This window comes from Pseudomonas sp. 2835, from assembly GCF_050435905.1.
Taxonomy (GTDB): Bacteria; Pseudomonadota; Gammaproteobacteria; order Pseudomonadales; family Pseudomonadaceae; genus Aquipseudomonas.
In genome coordinates, this window is sequence record NZ_JBNDLE010000007.1 from 1 (window position 1) to 16214 (window position 16214).

At 61.3% G+C, this 16214-nt stretch carries 19 protein-coding genes; 11 read left to right on the forward strand and 8 right to left on the reverse strand.

All coding sequences use genetic code 11. The features are described from left to right. Nucleotides 1-430: 430 nt before the first annotated feature. Nucleotides 431-1630 (reverse strand): tyrosine--tRNA ligase, encoded by a 1200-nt coding sequence (tyrS, locus tag ABIE20_RS11860; protein WP_429505264.1) that lies wholly within the window; start codon nucleotides 1628-1630, stop codon nucleotides 431-433. Nucleotides 1631-1840: 210 nt separating this feature from the next. Between tyrS and ABIE20_RS11865 the strand changes: the two genes are divergently transcribed. Continuing rightward, on the forward strand, nucleotides 1841-3262 hold the full coding sequence (locus ABIE20_RS11865; protein ID WP_429505265.1) for a peptidoglycan DD-metalloendopeptidase family protein: 1422 nt from the start codon (nucleotides 1841-1843) through the stop codon (nucleotides 3260-3262). A 3-nt stretch (nucleotides 3263-3265) separates the two neighbouring features. Beyond that, nucleotides 3266-4357 (forward strand): anhydro-N-acetylmuramic acid kinase, encoded by a 1092-nt coding sequence (locus ABIE20_RS11870; RefSeq protein WP_429505266.1) that lies wholly within the window; start codon nucleotides 3266-3268, stop codon nucleotides 4355-4357. Between the two features lie 57 nt (nucleotides 4358-4414). Here ABIE20_RS11870 and erpA read toward each other — a convergent pair whose 3' ends face one another. Both erpA and argC read right to left on the reverse strand, forming a co-directional pair. Then, entirely contained in the window at nucleotides 4415-4765 is a 351-nt protein-coding gene (gene erpA / locus ABIE20_RS11875; RefSeq protein ID WP_010221479.1) for an iron-sulfur cluster insertion protein ErpA, read from the reverse strand. 158 nt (nucleotides 4766-4923) lie between these two features. Then, on the reverse strand, nucleotides 4924-5958 hold the full coding sequence (argC, locus tag ABIE20_RS11880) for an N-acetyl-gamma-glutamyl-phosphate reductase (RefSeq protein ID WP_429505267.1): 1035 nt from the start codon (nucleotides 5956-5958) through the stop codon (nucleotides 4924-4926). Nucleotides 5959-6100: 142 nt separating this feature from the next. On the opposite strand from argC, the gene hemJ reads away from it, so the two are divergent. From hemJ to ABIE20_RS11920, 8 genes are all read left to right on the forward strand, one after another. Then, nucleotides 6101-6526, forward strand: coding sequence for a protoporphyrinogen oxidase HemJ (gene hemJ / locus ABIE20_RS11885; protein ID WP_045199341.1), 426 nt, complete (start codon nucleotides 6101-6103; stop codon nucleotides 6524-6526). Nucleotides 6527-6559: 33 nt separating this feature from the next. Further along, on the forward strand, nucleotides 6560-7516 hold the full coding sequence (locus ABIE20_RS11890) for an NAD(P)H-dependent flavin oxidoreductase (RefSeq protein WP_429505268.1): 957 nt from the start codon (nucleotides 6560-6562) through the stop codon (nucleotides 7514-7516). 31 nt (nucleotides 7517-7547) lie between these two features. Continuing rightward, nucleotides 7548-8006: a DUF805 domain-containing protein gene (locus ABIE20_RS11895; RefSeq protein ID WP_429505269.1), complete on the forward strand. Its 459-nt coding sequence runs from the start codon at nucleotides 7548-7550 to the stop codon at nucleotides 8004-8006. A gap of 80 nt (nucleotides 8007-8086) precedes the next feature. Continuing rightward, entirely contained in the window at nucleotides 8087-8860 is a 774-nt protein-coding gene (locus ABIE20_RS11900) for an SDR family NAD(P)-dependent oxidoreductase (protein WP_429505270.1), read from the forward strand. A gap of 71 nt (nucleotides 8861-8931) precedes the next feature. Next, nucleotides 8932-9270 (forward strand): histidine triad nucleotide-binding protein, encoded by a 339-nt coding sequence (locus tag ABIE20_RS11905; RefSeq protein WP_429505271.1) that lies wholly within the window; start codon nucleotides 8932-8934, stop codon nucleotides 9268-9270. Between the two features lie 65 nt (nucleotides 9271-9335). Next, complete coding sequence (gene coq7 / locus ABIE20_RS11910; RefSeq protein ID WP_038998467.1) at nucleotides 9336-9983, forward strand: 2-polyprenyl-3-methyl-6-methoxy-1,4-benzoquinone monooxygenase; 648 nt, start codon at nucleotides 9336-9338, stop codon at nucleotides 9981-9983. Between the two features lie 8 nt (nucleotides 9984-9991). Beyond that, on the forward strand, nucleotides 9992-11032 hold the full coding sequence (locus ABIE20_RS11915) for a DUF2157 domain-containing protein (protein WP_429505272.1): 1041 nt from the start codon (nucleotides 9992-9994) through the stop codon (nucleotides 11030-11032). Beyond that, the gene (locus ABIE20_RS11920) at nucleotides 11032-11451 is read left to right on the forward strand and encodes a hypothetical protein (protein WP_429505273.1); all 420 of its coding nucleotides are present in this window, start codon (nucleotides 11032-11034) and stop codon (nucleotides 11449-11451) included. Before ABIE20_RS11915 ends, ABIE20_RS11920 begins: the two co-directional genes overlap by 1 nt. A gap of 31 nt (nucleotides 11452-11482) precedes the next feature. On the opposite strand, the gene ABIE20_RS11925 is transcribed toward ABIE20_RS11920, so the two are convergent. After that, complete coding sequence (locus ABIE20_RS11925; RefSeq protein WP_010221469.1) at nucleotides 11483-11905, reverse strand: OsmC family protein; 423 nt, start codon at nucleotides 11903-11905, stop codon at nucleotides 11483-11485. A 192-nt stretch (nucleotides 11906-12097) separates the two neighbouring features. Between ABIE20_RS11925 and crp the strand changes: the two genes are divergently transcribed. Further along, nucleotides 12098-12742 carry a cAMP-activated global transcriptional regulator CRP gene (gene crp, locus ABIE20_RS11930; RefSeq protein WP_429505274.1) on the forward strand — a complete coding sequence of 215 codons (645 nt, stop codon included), beginning with the start codon at nucleotides 12098-12100 and terminating at the stop codon, nucleotides 12740-12742. Here crp and ABIE20_RS11935 read toward each other — a convergent pair. From ABIE20_RS11935 to ABIE20_RS11950, 4 genes are read right to left on the reverse strand one after another with little or no spacing between them, the layout of a single operon-like run. Further along, complete coding sequence (locus ABIE20_RS11935; RefSeq protein WP_429505275.1) at nucleotides 12739-13443, reverse strand: lipoate--protein ligase family protein; 705 nt, start codon at nucleotides 13441-13443, stop codon at nucleotides 12739-12741. The genes crp and ABIE20_RS11935 overlap by 4 nt on opposite strands. Before the next feature lie 53 nt (nucleotides 13444-13496). Then, nucleotides 13497-14333 (reverse strand): indole-3-glycerol phosphate synthase TrpC, encoded by an 837-nt coding sequence (gene trpC, locus ABIE20_RS11940; RefSeq protein WP_429505276.1) that lies wholly within the window; start codon nucleotides 14331-14333, stop codon nucleotides 13497-13499. Then, nucleotides 14330-15379: an anthranilate phosphoribosyltransferase gene (gene trpD, locus ABIE20_RS11945; protein WP_045199323.1), complete on the reverse strand. Its 1050-nt coding sequence runs from the start codon at nucleotides 15377-15379 to the stop codon at nucleotides 14330-14332. Before trpD ends, trpC begins: the two co-directional genes overlap by 4 nt. Nucleotides 15380-15388: 9 nt before the next feature. Beyond that, nucleotides 15389-15982, reverse strand: a complete 594-nt coding sequence (locus tag ABIE20_RS11950; protein WP_123565384.1) for an aminodeoxychorismate/anthranilate synthase component II — start codon at nucleotides 15980-15982, stop codon at nucleotides 15389-15391. Nucleotides 15983-16214 lie beyond the last annotated feature (232 nt).

Sequence of the window (16214 nt, forward strand, 5' to 3'; positions counted from 1 at the left end):
TGGTTAAGAGCTTTTCGTCTCAACCGAGGCGCGCATTCTACGCTTTCCTCAGAGTCTGTCAAGCGTTTATTTTGAAGTTTTTCGTTCAACTTCAATCACTTGACTCGCTGCGATCTCTCGTAGCGGGAGGCGAATTCTACAGCGTTTCAAACCGCTGTCAACTGCCTTTTTCACCGCTGCCGATCTTTCGATCGAAGCCCTTCCGGATAACCCTGGAACCGCTAACTCTTTGAAACTCAAGGAGTTTTCAGTTCCGACTGCGCCGGAAGTGGGGCGAATTATAGACACATCTGAAGGGGCGTCAAGGACTTATTTCAACTTTGTTTCGGCGGGGGCGTTTTGGCTATAAGTAGCAAGCTTCAAGCTGCAAGTAAAAGCAGAGGCACCGCGCCCAACTTGCAGCTTATAGCTTATAGCTTGCCACTACCGCCTACTCAGCCTTGAGGGTAACCCGGGCAAATGCCTTCTTACCCGCCTGACACACATGGGTCGCGCCAAGTGCGAACATGAAGTCGCGATCAACCACTGCACCGTCGACCTTTACGGCGCCGCCATTGAGCAGATCCCGCGCCATCGCCGAGTTCTTCACCAGGCCCGCCCGGTTCAACACAGCAGCGATCGGCAAGCTTTCAGCCGCAGAGACCTCGACCTCAGGCAGATCCTCGGGCAATTCGCCCTCTTTCATACGGTTGCCTGCCGCACGGTGAGCATTGGCGGCAGCCTCCTCACCATGGAAACGGGCAACGATCTCTTCCGCCAGCTTGATCTTGATGTCACGCGGGTTCGCGCCATTGGCGACATCGGCACGCAACTGCTCGATCTCTTCCATGGAGCGGAAGCTCAGCAGCTCGAAGTAACGCCACATCAAGGTGTCGGGAATCGACACGAGCTTGCTGTACATCACCCCGGGGGCTTCCTGGATGCCGACATAATTGCCCAGGGACTTGGACATCTTCTTCACGCCATCGAGCCCTTCGAGCAGCGGCATGGTCACGATGTTCTGCGCTTCCTGACCGTAGGCGCGTTGCAGCTCGCGCCCCATCAGCAAGTTGAACTTCTGGTCGGTACCGCCAAGCTCGACGTCGCACTTGAGTGCCACCGAGTCATAACCCTGGACCAGCGGGTAGAGGAACTCATGGATCGCGATCGGCTGATTGGTGGTGTAGCGCTTGTCGAAGTCGTCGCGCTCGAGCATGCGCGCCACGGTGTATTGCGACGCCAGGCGAATGAAGTCGGCCGGGGTGAGCTTGTCCATCCAGGTAGAGTTGAACGCGACTTCAGTCTTGGCCGGGTCGAGAATCTTGAACACCTGCTGTTTATAGGTCTCGGCGTTATCGAGCACCTGCTCGCGGGTCAGCGGCGGACGGGTGGCACTCTTGCCGCTCGGGTCACCGATCATGCCGGTGAAGTCGCCGATCAGGAAGATCACCTGGTGACCCAGGTCCTGGAACTGGCGCAGCTTGTTGATCAGGACGGTATGCCCCAGGTGCAGGTCAGGCGCAGTCGGGTCAAAACCCGCCTTGATCCGCAGCGGTTGCCCGCGCTTGAGCTTCTCGACCAACTCGGACTCGACCAGTACCTCTTCCGCTCCACGCTTGATCAGCGCTAGCTGCTCTTCAACCGACTTCATAACAGACCCGTAAGGCTCAGATTCAAAGGGACCCAACCATACAAGATCAGCCATCAAATACAAGTTTTTGCCCCGGGTGTGACCTCGAAGCCGACTGATGACGTCTGCGCGCTTGCGCTGAAGGGGATTTGGTTATATTTTATACAGTTATTTCATCTTCATCATGTCATTCATCTTTTCCACTTCATCTATTTCAAAGTCAATTCATCTATGACCAACGAACCGCCTAAAGCGCCCCCGCTTTATCCGAAGAGCCACCTGTTGGCCGCCAGCGGCATCGCCGCCTTACTCAGCCTGGCCTTGCTGGTGTTCCCATCCAGCGAGGTCGAAGCCAAGAAAACCACCCTGAACCTGGAGCTGGAAAGCCCGGCAGAGCAACTCAAGCAGGAACAGAACGCTCCACTTACCCAGAACACCGACGCCGCCCCTTCGCCGTTTGCGCAGATCGACAACAGCGCCAGCGCAACCGAGGAAACCGCCAAGGCCGAGCCAGCGCCCGCCGCTGCCGAAGCAGCGCCAGCCAAGGACCCAAGCCACCGCGAAGTAACTGTGAGCCGCGGCGACACCCTGTCGACCCTGTTCGCCAAGGTCGGCCTGCCGGCTACTGCCGTGCATGAGGTGCTGGCCAGTAACAAGCAGGCCAAGCAGTTCAGCCAGCTCAAGCACGGCCAGGTGCTGCAGATCGAACTGGACAAGGACGGCCAGCTGGCCAGCCTGCACAGCAAGCTCAGCGACCTCGAGACCATTCGCCTGAGCAAGAGCGCAAACGGTTACGCGTTCAACCGTGAAATCAGCAAGCCAGTGGTGCGCTCGGCTTATGTACATGGCGTGATCAAAAGCTCACTGTCGGCCTCGGCCCAGCGTGCCGGCCTGAATCACAACCTGACCATGGACATGGCGCGTATCTTTGGTTACGACATCGACTTCGCCCAGGATATCCGCCAAGGCGACGAGTTCGACGTGATCTACGAACAGAAGGTCATGAACGGCAAGGTCGTCGGTACCGGCAACATCCTCTCTGCCCGCTTCACCAACCGCGGCAAGAGCTTTACCGCGGTGCGCTACACCAACAAGCAGGGCAACACCAACTACTACACGGCTGACGGCAACAGCATGCGCAAGGCGTTCATCCGTACTCCGGTTGACTTCGCCCGCATCAGCTCGCGCTTCTCGGCTGGCCGCAAGCACCCGATCCTGAACAAGATCCGCGCGCACAAAGGTGTCGACTACGCAGCACCACGCGGTACGCCGATCAAGGCCGCCGGTGACGGCAAAGTGCTGCTGGCAGGCCGCCGCGGTGGCTACGGCAACACCGTGATCATCCAGCACGGCAACCGTTACCAGACCCTGTACGGGCACATGCAGGGCTTCGCCAAAGGCGTGAAGACCGGCGGTACCGTCAAGCAAGGCCAGATCATCGGCTACATCGGTACCACCGGCCTGTCCACTGGCCCGCACCTGCACTACGAGTTCCAGGTCAACGGCGTCCACGTCGACCCGCTCGGGCAGAAGCTGCCAATGGCCGACCCGATCGCCAAGGCCGAGCGCCAGCGTTTCCTGCAGCAAAGCCAGCCACTGGTCGCACGCATGGACCAGGAAAAGGCCACCCTGCTTGCTTCGAGCAAGCGTTAAGCAATGCCGCTCTATCTGGGTGTGATGTCCGGAACCAGCCTCGATGGCCTGGACATCGCCTTGATCGAACAGGAGCAGCAACTCACGCTGCTCGCCACCCATTACATCCCCATGCCCGCCGACCTGCGCAAGGACCTGCTGGACCTGTGCGCCAGCGGGCCTGACGAGATCGCCCGCGCCGCCCTGGCCGAAAACCGGTGGGTGCAGCTTGCCGCCGAAGGCATCCAGCACCTGCTAGCCGCCCGCAACCTCAAGCCTGAGGCCATTCGCGCCATCGGCAGCCATGGCCAGACCATCCGCCACGAACCGGCGCGCGGCTTCACCGTGCAGATCGGCAACCCGGCGCTGCTGGCCGAGCTCACCAATATCAGCGTGGTCAGCGATTTCCGTCGCCGCGACGTTGCCGCCGGCGGCCAGGGTGCGCCACTGGTACCGGCCTTCCACGAAGCGCTGTTCGCCCATCAGGGCCAACGCCTGGCGGTGCTCAACGTCGGTGGCTTCAGCAATCTGAGCCTGATCGAACAGAACAAACCGGTTAGCGGCTTCGATTGCGGGCCGGGGAACGTGCTGCTCGATGCCTGGATTCAGCAGAAACACGGGCACAGCTATGACGCCAATGGCGCCTGGGCTGGCAGCGGACAGGTCATTCCCGACCTGCTCGCCTCGCTGCTAAGCGATTCGTTCTTCGCTGGCAGCGGGCCGAAAAGCACCGGCCGTGAAGTGTTCAACCTGCCTTGGCTCAATCGGCATCTGGCCTCTCGGCCAGGCCTTCGGGATGAAGACGTACAGGCCACGCTGCTGGAATTGACCGCCCGCAGCATCGTCAACTCGTTGCAGGCCGCGCAAAACGATACCCAGGCGCTGCTGGTCTGCGGTGGCGGCGCCCACAACAGCGTGCTGATGCAGCGCCTGACAGCCCTGCTGCCCTACGCCCGGGTCAGCAGCACTGCCGCTTGTGGCGTCGATCCTGACTGGGTTGAGGCCATGGCCTTCGCCTGGCTCGCCCACTGCTGCCTGGAACACATCCCCGCCAACCGCCCCAGCGTTACCGCTGCCCGTGGCTTGCGAGTATTGGGCGCGATCTACCCGGCCTGAACCGCAGGCAGCAAAACGCCGCGCATCGGCGCGGCGTTTGCGGTACTGCCCTTGCGATCAGATCGAGAACGAAGAACCGCAACCACAGGTCGTGGTGGCGTTCGGGTTCTTGATAACGAAACGCGAGCCTTCCAGGCCTTCCTGGTAATCCACCTCGGCTCCTGCCAGATACTGGAAACTCATCGGATCGACAACCAGAGCCACGCCTTCGCGCTCGACGATGGTGTCGTCTTCGGCAACGTCTTCATCGAAAGTGAAACCGTACTGAAAACCCGAGCAACCGCCGCCGGTCACGAAAACTCGCAACTTCAGGCGATCATTGCCTTCTTCATCGACCAGGGTCTTCACCTTGTGCGCTGCACCCTCAGTGAACTGCAATGCCACAGGGGTGAAGGATTCGACGCTCATGCTGACTATCTCCCGGCGCTATGCCGCCATAATGCGTGATGACGCGCATTATCCGCTTCTCCGAGAAAAGCGGTCAACAATACAAAAGCTGCAAGAGGTGAGCTGCAAGCTATAAGCGGATCGCGTGCGCCTTTTACTTGCAGCTTGAAAGCTGGCGTTTACGGAAGCAGACCAGCGTGGGAAAGGCCCATGCGCTCGTCCAGGCCAAAGAGGATGTTGAGGTTCTGTACCGCCTGCCCCGACGCGCCCTTGACCAGGTTGTCGATCACCGACAGCACCACCACCAGATCGCCGCCTTGCGGACGGTGCACGGCAATTCGGCAGACGTTGGCACCGCGAACGCTGCGGGTTTCCGGATGGCTGCCGGCCGGCATTACGTCGACGAACGGTTCATCGGCATAGCGTTTTTCGAACAGCGCCTGCAGATCGACCGAGGTATCGGTGACAGTGGCGTAAAGGGTCGAATGGATACCGCGGATCATCGGGGTAAGGTGCGGCACGAAGGTCAGACCGACATCAGCACCCGCCGCCCGACGCAGGCCCTGGGTGATTTCCGGCAGGTGACGGTGCCCTTTGACCGCATAAGCCTTCATGCTTTCGCCCGCCTCACAGAACAGCGAACCCACCGCAGCGCCACGACCGGCTCCACTGACGCCGGACTTGCAGTCGGCGATCAGGCGAGAGGCGTCGGCGATACCGGCTTCGAGCAGCGGCAGGAAGCCAAGCTGGGTGGCGGTAGGGTAGCAACCCGGCACGGCGATCAGGCGTGCCTGGCGGATTTGCTCGCGATTGACTTCAGGCAGGCCGTAGACCGCATCCTTGAGCAGCTCGGGCGCGCCGTGCGGCTGGCCGTACCACTTGGCCCATTCATCGGCGTCCTGCAGGCGGAAATCGGCGGACAGGTCGATGACCTTGGTGCCGGCGGCCAGCAGCTCGCCGGCCAGGGCGTGGGCGACGCCGTGCGGGGTGGCGAAGAACACCACGTCGCAGGCGGCCAGGGTCTTCACGTCCGGCACACTGAAGGCCAGGCCATCGTAGTGGCCACGCAGATTCGGGTACATATCGGCAACCGCCAGGCCAGCTTCGGAGCGCGAGGTGATCACCGCCACCTCGGCCTGTGGATGCTGTGCCAACAGACGCAGCAGCTCGACCCCGGTGTAACCCGTGCCGCCAACAATACCGACCTTGACCATAACGCGTGCCCCTTATCAACGAACCAACTGGAAAGCTCACGATAATAGGGGCGCTGAAACACGCCCACAACTGTTGCGATGGCTCGCGGGGCCCCTTGCCTCTACTATCTGACCACCGTGAACCCTGAAGGAACTCAACCCCATGCTTTTTCTCTGGATCAAAGCGCTGCATATCGTCAGCGTGGTCTGCTGGTTCGCCGGCCTGTTCTACCTGCCGCGCCTGTTCGTCTATCACGCGCAAAGCCAGGACAGCATCAGCCAGGAACGCTTCGTGATCATGGAGCGCAAGCTCTACCGCGGCATCATGCTGCCGGCGATGATCGCCAGCCTGGTCTTCGGCATCTGGCTGCTGAGCCTGACCCCGGGCTTCATGAGCCAGGGCTGGATGCACGCCAAGCTCACCCTGGTGGTGCTGCTGATCGGTTACCACCATATGTGCGGCGCCCAGCTCAAGCGCTTCGCGCGCGGCGAAAACACCCGCAGCCATGTGTTCTACCGCTGGTTCAATGAAGTGCCGGTGCTGGTCCTGCTGGCCGTGGTAATTCTGGTGGTGGTCAAACCGTTCTAACCTAAACCCATACTCAGCCTCGGGAAACCTGCCATGTCATTGCCTGCCCTGCTCGAACAACGCTTGCGTCTGCCGGTGGTAGCGGCGCCGATGTTTCTGATCTCCAATCCGCAACTGGTACTGGCCTGTTGTGCCAACGGGGTGGTCGGCAGTTTCCCGGCTCTTAACCAGCGCGACAGCGCCGGCTTCAAGGCCTGGCTGGACGAAATCGAAACGGGCCTCGCGGCCCTCGACAAGCCCGCGCCCTATGCCGTCAACCTGATCGTGCACCAGAGCAACCCGCGCCTGCAGGCGGACCTGGCGCTGTGCGTCGAGCACAAGGTGCCAATCGTCATCACCAGCCTCGGGGCGGTGAAGGAACTGGTCGATGCCGTGCACAGCTATGGCGGCCTGGTGTTCCATGACGTGACCACCCGCCGGCATGCCGAGAAAGCCGCCGAAGCCGGTGTCGACGGCCTGATTGCCGTGGCTGCGGGCGCCGGCGGCCACGCTGGCACCTGGAGCCCGTTCGCCCTGGTCGCCGAGATTCGCCAGTTCTTCGACAAGACCGTGCTGCTGGCCGGTTGCATCAACCGTGGCCAGGAAATCCTCGCGGCGCAGTTGCTGGGCGCTGACCTCGCCTACCTGGGTACGCGTTTTATCGCTACTCACGAGAGCCAGGCGCCGGGGCCTTACAAAGAAATGATGCTTGAAGCCAAGGCAGCCGATATCATCCACACCGCTGCGGTTTCCGGGGTGCCTGCAAGCTTCATGCGCCAGAGCCTGGAAAACGCCGGTTTCGACATGGCCGCCCTGCGCAGCCATACCGAGACCAAGCTCAAACCCATCGACGACGAGGCCAAGGCCTGGAAGACCGTCTGGTCTGCCGGACAAGGTGTCGGTGCCATCGACCAGTTGTGCTCGGTCGAGCAACTGATTGCACGCCTGGATGCCGAATACCGCCAGGCGCACGCCTCGGCCACAGCCCTGAGCCATCGCTGGCCGGGCTGACTCACGCTTTAACACGGCAAAGGAAGCCCGCATGTATGACACCCTGACTCTCGCCAATTCGAGCAAACCCAAGGTCATGAGCCTGGAAGGACGAATTGGTCGCGTGCGCCTGCTGGCCTGGAGCCTGGTTTTGTTTGCCGCGACCATCGGCGGCATTTTCCTGGTGGCCTTGCTCTCCAGCTCAATGTCGCTGGACCTCGGTGGGCTGGTGATGATCGGCCTGTTGTCGGCACGTATCCTGAGCATGCTGTTCATCGTCCAGCGCCTGCACGACCTGAACTGGAGTGGCTGGTTCTGCTGGCTGTCGATCCTGCCCTGGGTCGGCAACTTCTTCATCCTGGTGCTGGTGCTGATGCCCGGCACGCGTGGCAGCAACCGCTTCGGTGCGCCGCCAGTTCCCAACAACAACGCCGTGGTGATCCTGGCCTGGTTGTGGCTGGTCCTGGTTGCCGGGCTTGCATACGTCACCGTCACCCGCCCCGGCATCTAGACACGCCACTGGTAGCAGCACTCCGGGCCCGGCACCTGTAAACTGCGCACTTTGGCCACCCTTCCCGACTGGAGAACTGCATGACCCGTTACGCCATGATCACCGGTGCCTCCAGCGGCTTGGGCCTGGCACTGGCCGAGGCGCTGGCACGTCGGGGACGCAATCTGATCCTGGTGGCCCGACAGCGCGACCCGCTGGAAAGCATCGCCATCGAGCTGACCCAGCGTTTTGGCGTCGAAGTGCTGTTTCGCGCCTGCGACCTGGGCGAGCCGTTGCGGTTGTCGGGGTTCCTGCTGGAGCTGGAAGAAAGCGAGCGGCACATCGATCTGCTGGTCAACTGCGCCGGTATTCGCTCCTACGGGCACTTTCTGGCCCAGGAGTGGAGCGATGAGCAGGACCTGATCGAAGTGAACATCCTCGCCCTGACCCGTCTTTGCCATGCGCTGGGTAATGCCATGGCGGTTCAGGGTGGTGGGCAGATTCTCAATGTGGCGTCTCTCGCCGCCTTTGCCCCTGGCCCATGGATGAGCAGCTATGCGGCGAGCAAAGCCTATGTGCTGCACTTTTCCGAAGGCTTGCGCGAAGAGCTCAAGCGCACCGGCATAAAGGTTTCGGTGCTCTGCCCAGGCCCCGTGCGTTCACCGTTACGACGCATTCCGAGGCTGGAAAAAGGTCAGCGCTGCCTGAGCCCGGAAGAAGTCGCGCTGTACACCGTACGCGCTCTGGACAAGAACCGTGCGCTGATCATCCCCGGCCGACGCAACCGCTGGCTGGCCTTCAGCCCGCGCCTGCTTTCACGCTGGCTGACCCGCAAGCTGGCCGGCGCCATCAACCAGGCCTATTGCCCGCGCTAATTGCACAGGGCTGGGCGCAAGCGTCTGGCCTGCGTACACTCAAGTTCGATCACCCTCATGGAGCAGCCGTAGTGGATACTCTGTTTACCAAGATCATCAACCGGGAAATCCCGGCCAAGATCATCTACGAGGACGACCAGGTTCTGGCCTTCCACGATATCGCCCCGCAGGCACCGGTACATTTTCTGGTCATCCCGAAAAAACCGATCCGCACCCTCAACGATCTGACCGAAGAAGACAAGGGCCTGGCCGGGCACATCCTGCTCACTGCCCAGCGGCTGGCCAAGGAACTGGGCTGCGAAGACGGCTTTCGCGTGGTCATGAACTGCAATGAGCTGGGTGGGCAGACCGTCTACCACATCCATATGCACGTGCTTGGCCAGCGTCAGATGCACTGGCCACCGGGCTGATCCAGGGCAAGCCCCGGCATCGCGATTGGGGTAAACTGTCGGGCACATTCTTGCGGAGGTGCCCGATGGCTACCGAACGTCACTATTCCCCGCTCGACCGCTTGTTGCTGCAGGCCGACACCGCCATGCGCACCTTGCTGCCCTTCAGCGGCCAGCCTTCCCGGCCGTCACCGGCGATCATCCAGCCGGATGTCACCCTCGACGAAACGCAGACCCGCCATGTCGCCGGGCTCATGCGCATCAACCATACCGGTGAAGTCTGTGCCCAGGCGCTGTACCAGGGCCAGGCCCTGACCGCCAAGCTGCCCCAGGTTCGCAAGGCCATGGAGCACGCCGCCGAAGAAGAAATCGACCACCTGGCCTGGTGCGAGCAGCGAATTCGCCAGCTCGGCAGCCACCCCAGCGTGCTCAATCCGCTGTTCTACGGTATGTCCTTCGGCATCGGTGCCCTCGCGGGCCTGGTCAGCGACAAGGTCAGCCTGGGTTTTGTCGCCGCCACCGAGCATCAGGTGTGCAAGCACCTGGACGAGCACCTTGAGCAAATCCCGGCCGAGGATGAAAAATCCCGGGCGATTCTCGAGCAGATGCGCGTCGACGAAGAGCAACATGCCGAATCGGCCCTGGATGCTGGCGGCTTCCGCTTCCCGGCGCCGGTCAAGTTCGGCATGAGCCTGATGGCCAAGGTCATGACCAAAAGCACATATCGTATCTAGGACTGCCGATGACGGAACGCTTCGATGCCAAGGACCTGGCCCGCGCAGTCAGCGCCGGCGTTCTGAACCCGGGCCAGGACCAGGCCCTGCTTGAATTTCTCAAGCGCCAGCCGCAAACCCAGGCCAGTTTTCAGCTGGCCCATGTGGCTTTCTACTTCGGCGCCCTGCTGATCATGGCCGCCATGGGCTGGCTGCTCAGCGAAGCCTGGATGCGCGTTGGTGACAGCGCCCTGCTGCTGGTCTCACTGGTGTATATCGGCGTGCTGACCCTGGGTGCTTTGCTGCTGCAACGCCGCGGCCAGCTTATCCCTGCTGGCGTACTTGCTGCGGTGGCGGTGAGTATTGTGCCGCTGGCGGTGTTTGCCGCGCAGCGACTCAGCGGTTTCTGGCTACTGGACAACGCCCAGGGCAACTACCACAACTACTACACCTACGTGCAGGACGGTTGGCTGCTGATGGAGGCGGCGACGATACTGGCCGGTTTGCTGATGCTGCGCCTGATCCCGTTTCCGTTCATCGTCATGCCGATTGCCGTAGCCTTGTGGTTCATGTCCATGGACCTGAGCGAATGGTTCTATGGCGAGGCCTTCGACTGGAATCAGCGGCGCACGGTGTCACTGTGGTTTGGCCTGGCGACATTGCTGGTGTTCCTGGTGATCGACGGCCGCACCCGCCAGGACTATGCCTTCTGGGGTTATCTGGCCGGATTACTGGCCTTCTGGCTCGGCTTGCCGCTGCTGGATACCGACAGTGAATGGGACAAAGCGCTTTATGGTCTGATCAACCTTGGCCTGATGGGCATAGCACTGTTGCTGCGCCGTCCGCTGTTCATGGTCTTTGGTGGCATGGGCGTGGCGATGTACCTGGGTTACCTGTCTTACGAGGTGTTTGCCGAGTCGCTGCTGTTCCCGGTGGTGCTGACCCTGATCGGGTTGGGCGTGATCGGCCTGGGGCTTTTCTATCAGAAGCACCGCGAGGCTTTGAGCAGCCGTTTGCAGGCGCGATTGCCGCAAGGCTTGCTGAAGCTGCTGCCGGGGTTGCGCCACTGATGATTCGGTTATTTTGCGTCCGCTTGCTGCAAAGCCTGGGGCTGGTGCTGGTGGCTTATCTGTTCGTGTGCCTGCTGACCGCCGGCATGAGCGGGGAACCCTTTAGCCTGAAACTGCCTGACATCTCCCAACCTGATGGCAACAGTGCCGTCGACCTGTTGCTGTTCTCACTGCCCGGGCAACTGTTATTGCTGCTGGCCGGCTGCTTCATTCACAAACAGCGCCTGCTTGCCTGGGCCTTTGTACTGTTGGCCGCGCTGACTGCCTGGCTGCAGTGCCTGATATTTGCCGACGCCTTTGGCAATACCTGGAGTAGCGCAGAAATCGTCGGTTTGCTCGTCTTCAACCTGCACTGGTGGGTGGTGGCGCTGGTTCCGGGGCTGGCCTGGCTGATCGGGCTGGAGCGCCTGCGCGGTTAGCCCGCCCCTACAGGAGCGGGCTTGCTGACCGTCAACCGAGCTCGACAATCTCGTAGCTATGGGTGATCTCGACACCGGCCCGGCCGAGCATGATCGAGGCCGAGCAATACTTCTCTGCCGACAGCTCGACCGCACGCTTGACCTGGGCTTCTTTCAGGCCACGGCCCTTGACCACGAAGTTCAGGTGGATCTTGGTGAACACCTTCGGGTCTTCGCTGGCGCGCTCGGCTTCAAGGAAAGCTTCGCAGCTCTCTACTGCCTGGCGGGATTTCTTCAGGATGCTGACCACATCGAAGTTGCTGCAGCCACCCAGGCCCAGCAACAGCATTTCCATGGGCCGCACACCCAGGTTGCGGCCACCGGCCTCGGGCGGCCCATCCATCACGACCACATGGCCACTGCCCGATTCGCCCAGAAACATGGCTTCACCTGCCCACTGGATACGCGCCTTCATTACCTGGACTCCCTTGTTTGAAAAAAGGCTGCCAGCTTAGACCCTGCGAGCCCGGCGGAAAAGCTCAAGCGCGTGAGTAAATCTGCCGATAGAAGGACTAGCGTCTGATAAGCTGACGCCAAATCACTGGCGGTTATCGCCAGACTACCTATAAAAGTATTTGAAGCGTCGCCTCCTGACCGGGATCCAGCCATGGTTGCATCAGCCCTTCCAGCCAAGATCAAGAACATCGAAAAGCTGCTGGTCCATTGCCAGCGCCGCCGCTATGCGGCCAAGAGCAACATCATCTGCGCCGGAGACAAGGCCGAAACCCTCTCCTTCATCGTCAAGGGCTCGGTGACCATCCTCATTGAAGATGACAACGGCCACGAAATGATCATCGCCTACCTCAACAGCGGCGACTTTTTTGGTGAACTGGGGCTGTTTGAACCGGCCGGCCAGGAGCAGCAACGCAGCGCCTGGGTGCGGGCCAAAAGCGAATGTGAGGTGGCGGAAATCAGCTACGAGAAATTCCGCGAACTGGCACGCCACGACCCGGACATTCTCTACGCCTTGGGCAGCCAGATGGCCCAGCGCCTGCGCAATACCACACGCAAGGTCGGCGACCTGGCATTCTTCGACGTCACGGGCCGGGTAGCCCGCTGCCTGCTGGAGTTGTGCAAGCAGCCAGACGCCATGACCCACCCCGACGGCATGCAGATCAAGATCACTCGACAAGAGATCGGCCGCATCGTCGGTTGTTCGCGGGAGATGGTTGGCCGCGTCCTCAAGGATCTCGAGGAACGCAGCCTGGTACACGTCAAGGGCAAGACCATGGTGGTCTTCGGCACCCGTTAATCGCGGGCGATGCCCTTGATCACTTCGGCATAGGCCTGGCCAAGGCGCTCGAGCAGCGGCGCCTCGGGCACCACCTCGTGCAAAGCGATGTGGCTGTCGGCCAGGCAGCGCTGTTCCAGCTCGCAGCATTCGTTGAAGCGGTTGACCGCCGCCACCATCGACTCGCGCTCGTTATCCAGCAGCAACGCACCATGTACCAACACCACCGGACGCTTGCCGCCCAAGCCCTGGCGCCAGCGCTGGGCGGTGCCGACCAGTTTGCGGCCGTTAAGGTTGACGTTGTAGCGGCCATCACAGAACGCCCCTTCGATTTCCCCAACCGACGCCAGCCCACCCCATTCGCGCAATACATCACACAGCGGCAGGCAAAGGCGCTCGTAGGCGTTTTCGATTCGGCCGTGATCACCTTCGCTTTTCGGTGCGACGTAAATCAGGGCGATGTTGATCACCGCCGGCGACTGCGGCACCGGTTCACCACCGGTTTCGCGCAGCAACACCGGCCAACCGGCAATCGCAAGCTCGGCGCAGGCCGCCTCGAAGCCTTCGAGGCGGCTCATGCGCCGGGGCATGACCAGAGCATGATCGGTCGGACGCCAGAACAACAGGCCATGATCCTTTTCGCCCTTGCATACCGCCGCCAGCAGTTCCTGCTCGGCGTGCAGCCCTGCCTCGACAGTGACATCAATCACTTGATCAGTCATCGCATTAACCTTGTAGAGACAAAAAAGCCGGCATCGCCGGCTTCAGAGTTGAATCAGTCCAGACCTTGCACCGGGTTCTGCACCACGCGCCCCGGGAAGAACAGGCGCTGCAGCTCCAGCCCCGGGTGCTCGGCCCGCATGAAGGCTTCGCCGACCAGGAAGGAATACACCTCGTTGATTTCCATCAGCTCGACGTCGGCGCGGTTGAGGATGCCGCTCTCGGTGATGGCCAGGCGATCACGGGGGATGCGCGGCAGCAGGTCGAGGGTGGTTTCCAGGCTGACTTCAAAGGTGTGCAGGTTGCGGTTGTTGACGCCCACCAGCGGCGTGTCGAGGGTCTTCAGCGCCCGCTCCAGCTCGTCGCCGTCGTGAACTTCGACCAGAACGTCGAGACCAACACGTTTGGCGGTATCGGCCAACTCGGCCATCTTCACGTCATCCAGCGCGGCAACGATCAGCAGCACGCAGTCGGCGCCCAGGGCGCGGGCTTCGACAATCTGGTAAGGATCGATCATGAAGTCCTTGCGGATCACCGGCAACTTGCACGCGGCACGCGCCTGCTGCAGGTAGATGTCGCTGCCCTGGAAGTAATCGACGTCGGTCAGCACCGACAGGCAGGTCGCCCCGCCCTTCTCGTAACTGACGGCAATGTCGGCCGGAATGAAGTTTTCGCGGATCACGCCCTTGCTTGGCGAGGCTTTCTTGATTTCGGCAATGACTGCAGGCTGCTTGCGTTTGGCCTGTTCGATCAGCGCATTGGCAAAACCGCGTGGCGCATCGGCAGCGGCCGCCAGGCGTTCAAGCTCGGCAAGGCTGACACGGGCGCTGCGCTCGGCGACCTCCTCGACCTTGCGCGCCAGAATGTTTTCCAGAACCGTCGGCACACTCATCCTTCATTCTCCTGCTTGAATACCGCGGTAAAGGCACCGAGTTCTTCGAGTTTTTCCCGGGCAAGGCCGGTGTGCAATGCGTCATGCGCCAGCTCGACGCCCTGCTTGAGGCTCATGGCGTGGTCGGCGGCGTACAGTGCGGCGCCGGCGTTGAGCACAATCATTTCCGCAGCCTTCTGGCCGTTCTCGGTCTTGCGCCGGCCCAGGGCATCACGAATCAGCTCCAGCGACTTGGCCGGGCTTTCCACGGCCAGGCCATGCAGGCTCTGGCTTTTCATACCGAGGTCTTCGGGCTCGACCCAGTATTCGCTGATCTGGTCATTCTTCAGTTCGGCAACGAAGGTTGGCGCGGCCAGGCTGAACTCGTCCAGGCCGTCTTTCGAATGCACCACCAGCACATGCTTGCTACCCAGGCGTTGCAACACTTCAGCCAGCGGGCGGCACAGTGCCTGGGTAAACACGCCGACCACCTGGTGCTTGACCCCGGCCGGATTCGTAAGCGGGCCGAGCATGTTGAACAGGGTACGCAAGCCCAGGTCGCGACGCGGGCCGGCGGCGTACTTCATCGCCTTGTGGTGGGTCTGGGCAAACATGAAGCCGATGCCGACGCTGTCGATGCAACGTGCAACCTGCACCGGGGTCAGGTTCAGGTAGATGCCGGCGGCTTCCAGCAGGTCGGCGCTGCCGCTCTTGCCCGAGACCGCACGGTTACCGTGCTTGGCCACGGTGCAGCCGGCCGCAGCAACGACGAAGGCTGAAGCGGTGGAGACGTTGAAGATGTTGGCGCCATCGCCGCCGGTACCGACTACGTCGACTACCTGGTCGAGGGTGTTGAGTTCGACCTTGTCGGCCAGTTCACGCATCACCGACACGGCACCGACGATTTCATCGATGCTCTCGCTCTTCATGCGCATGCCCATCATGAAGGCGCCGATCTGCGCCTCGGTGCATTGGCCGGTCATAATTTCGCGCATGACATCGCGCATCTCTTCGGTGCTCAGGTCCAGGTGACCGACGATGCGGCTCAGCGCGCTCTTGATATCCATGTTCGATCCTTAACGGCGGCCGCCGGTCTGCTTGAGGAAGTTGGCGAACAGCTCGTGGCCCTGCTCGGTGAGGATCGATTCGGGGTGGAACTGCACCCCTTCGATATTCAGCTCTTTATGGCGCAGGCCCATGATCTCGTCCACCGAGCCGTCTTCAAGAGCGGTCCAGGCAGTCAGTTCCAGACAATCGGGCAAGGTTTCGCGCTTGACCACCAGCGAGTGGTAACGGGTGACGGTCAGCGGATTGTTGAGGCCGGCGAACACGCCCTGGTCCTTGTGCAACACCGGGCTGGTCTTGCCATGCATCACCTGGCGGGCGCGCACGACTTCACCGCCAAAGGCCTGGCCGATGGACTGGTGGCCCAGGCATACGCCCAGGATCGGCAGCTTGCCGGCAAAATGCTTGATGGCTTCCAGCGACACACCGGCTTCGGTAGGGGTGCACGGGCCAGGGGAAACAACGATGCGCTCGGGCTTCAGGGCTTCGATCTGGGCGATGGTCAGTTCGTCATTGCGAATGACCTTGACCTCTGCACCCAGCTCGCCGAGGTATTGCACGACGTTGTAGGTAAAGGAGTCGTAGTTGTCGATCATCAGTAACATCTGGGTTCAACCTCTTGCATCTACTGACTTTGAATACATGCCTTTCGATGTGCCTGTGCTTGGTGCTACAGGTGCGAGCCTCCCGGTGCACACCAGCATGAGCCGGCTACAGCAGGTAAAGCGTTCAGAAAGGCAAAGCGGTACAGGGCCGGCTAACCGGCAAGAGATAAAGTCAGGCGCGCCAACGCCAACGGGCGTGGGCCTTGATAACGCGCATCAAGAGTTTGCTGAC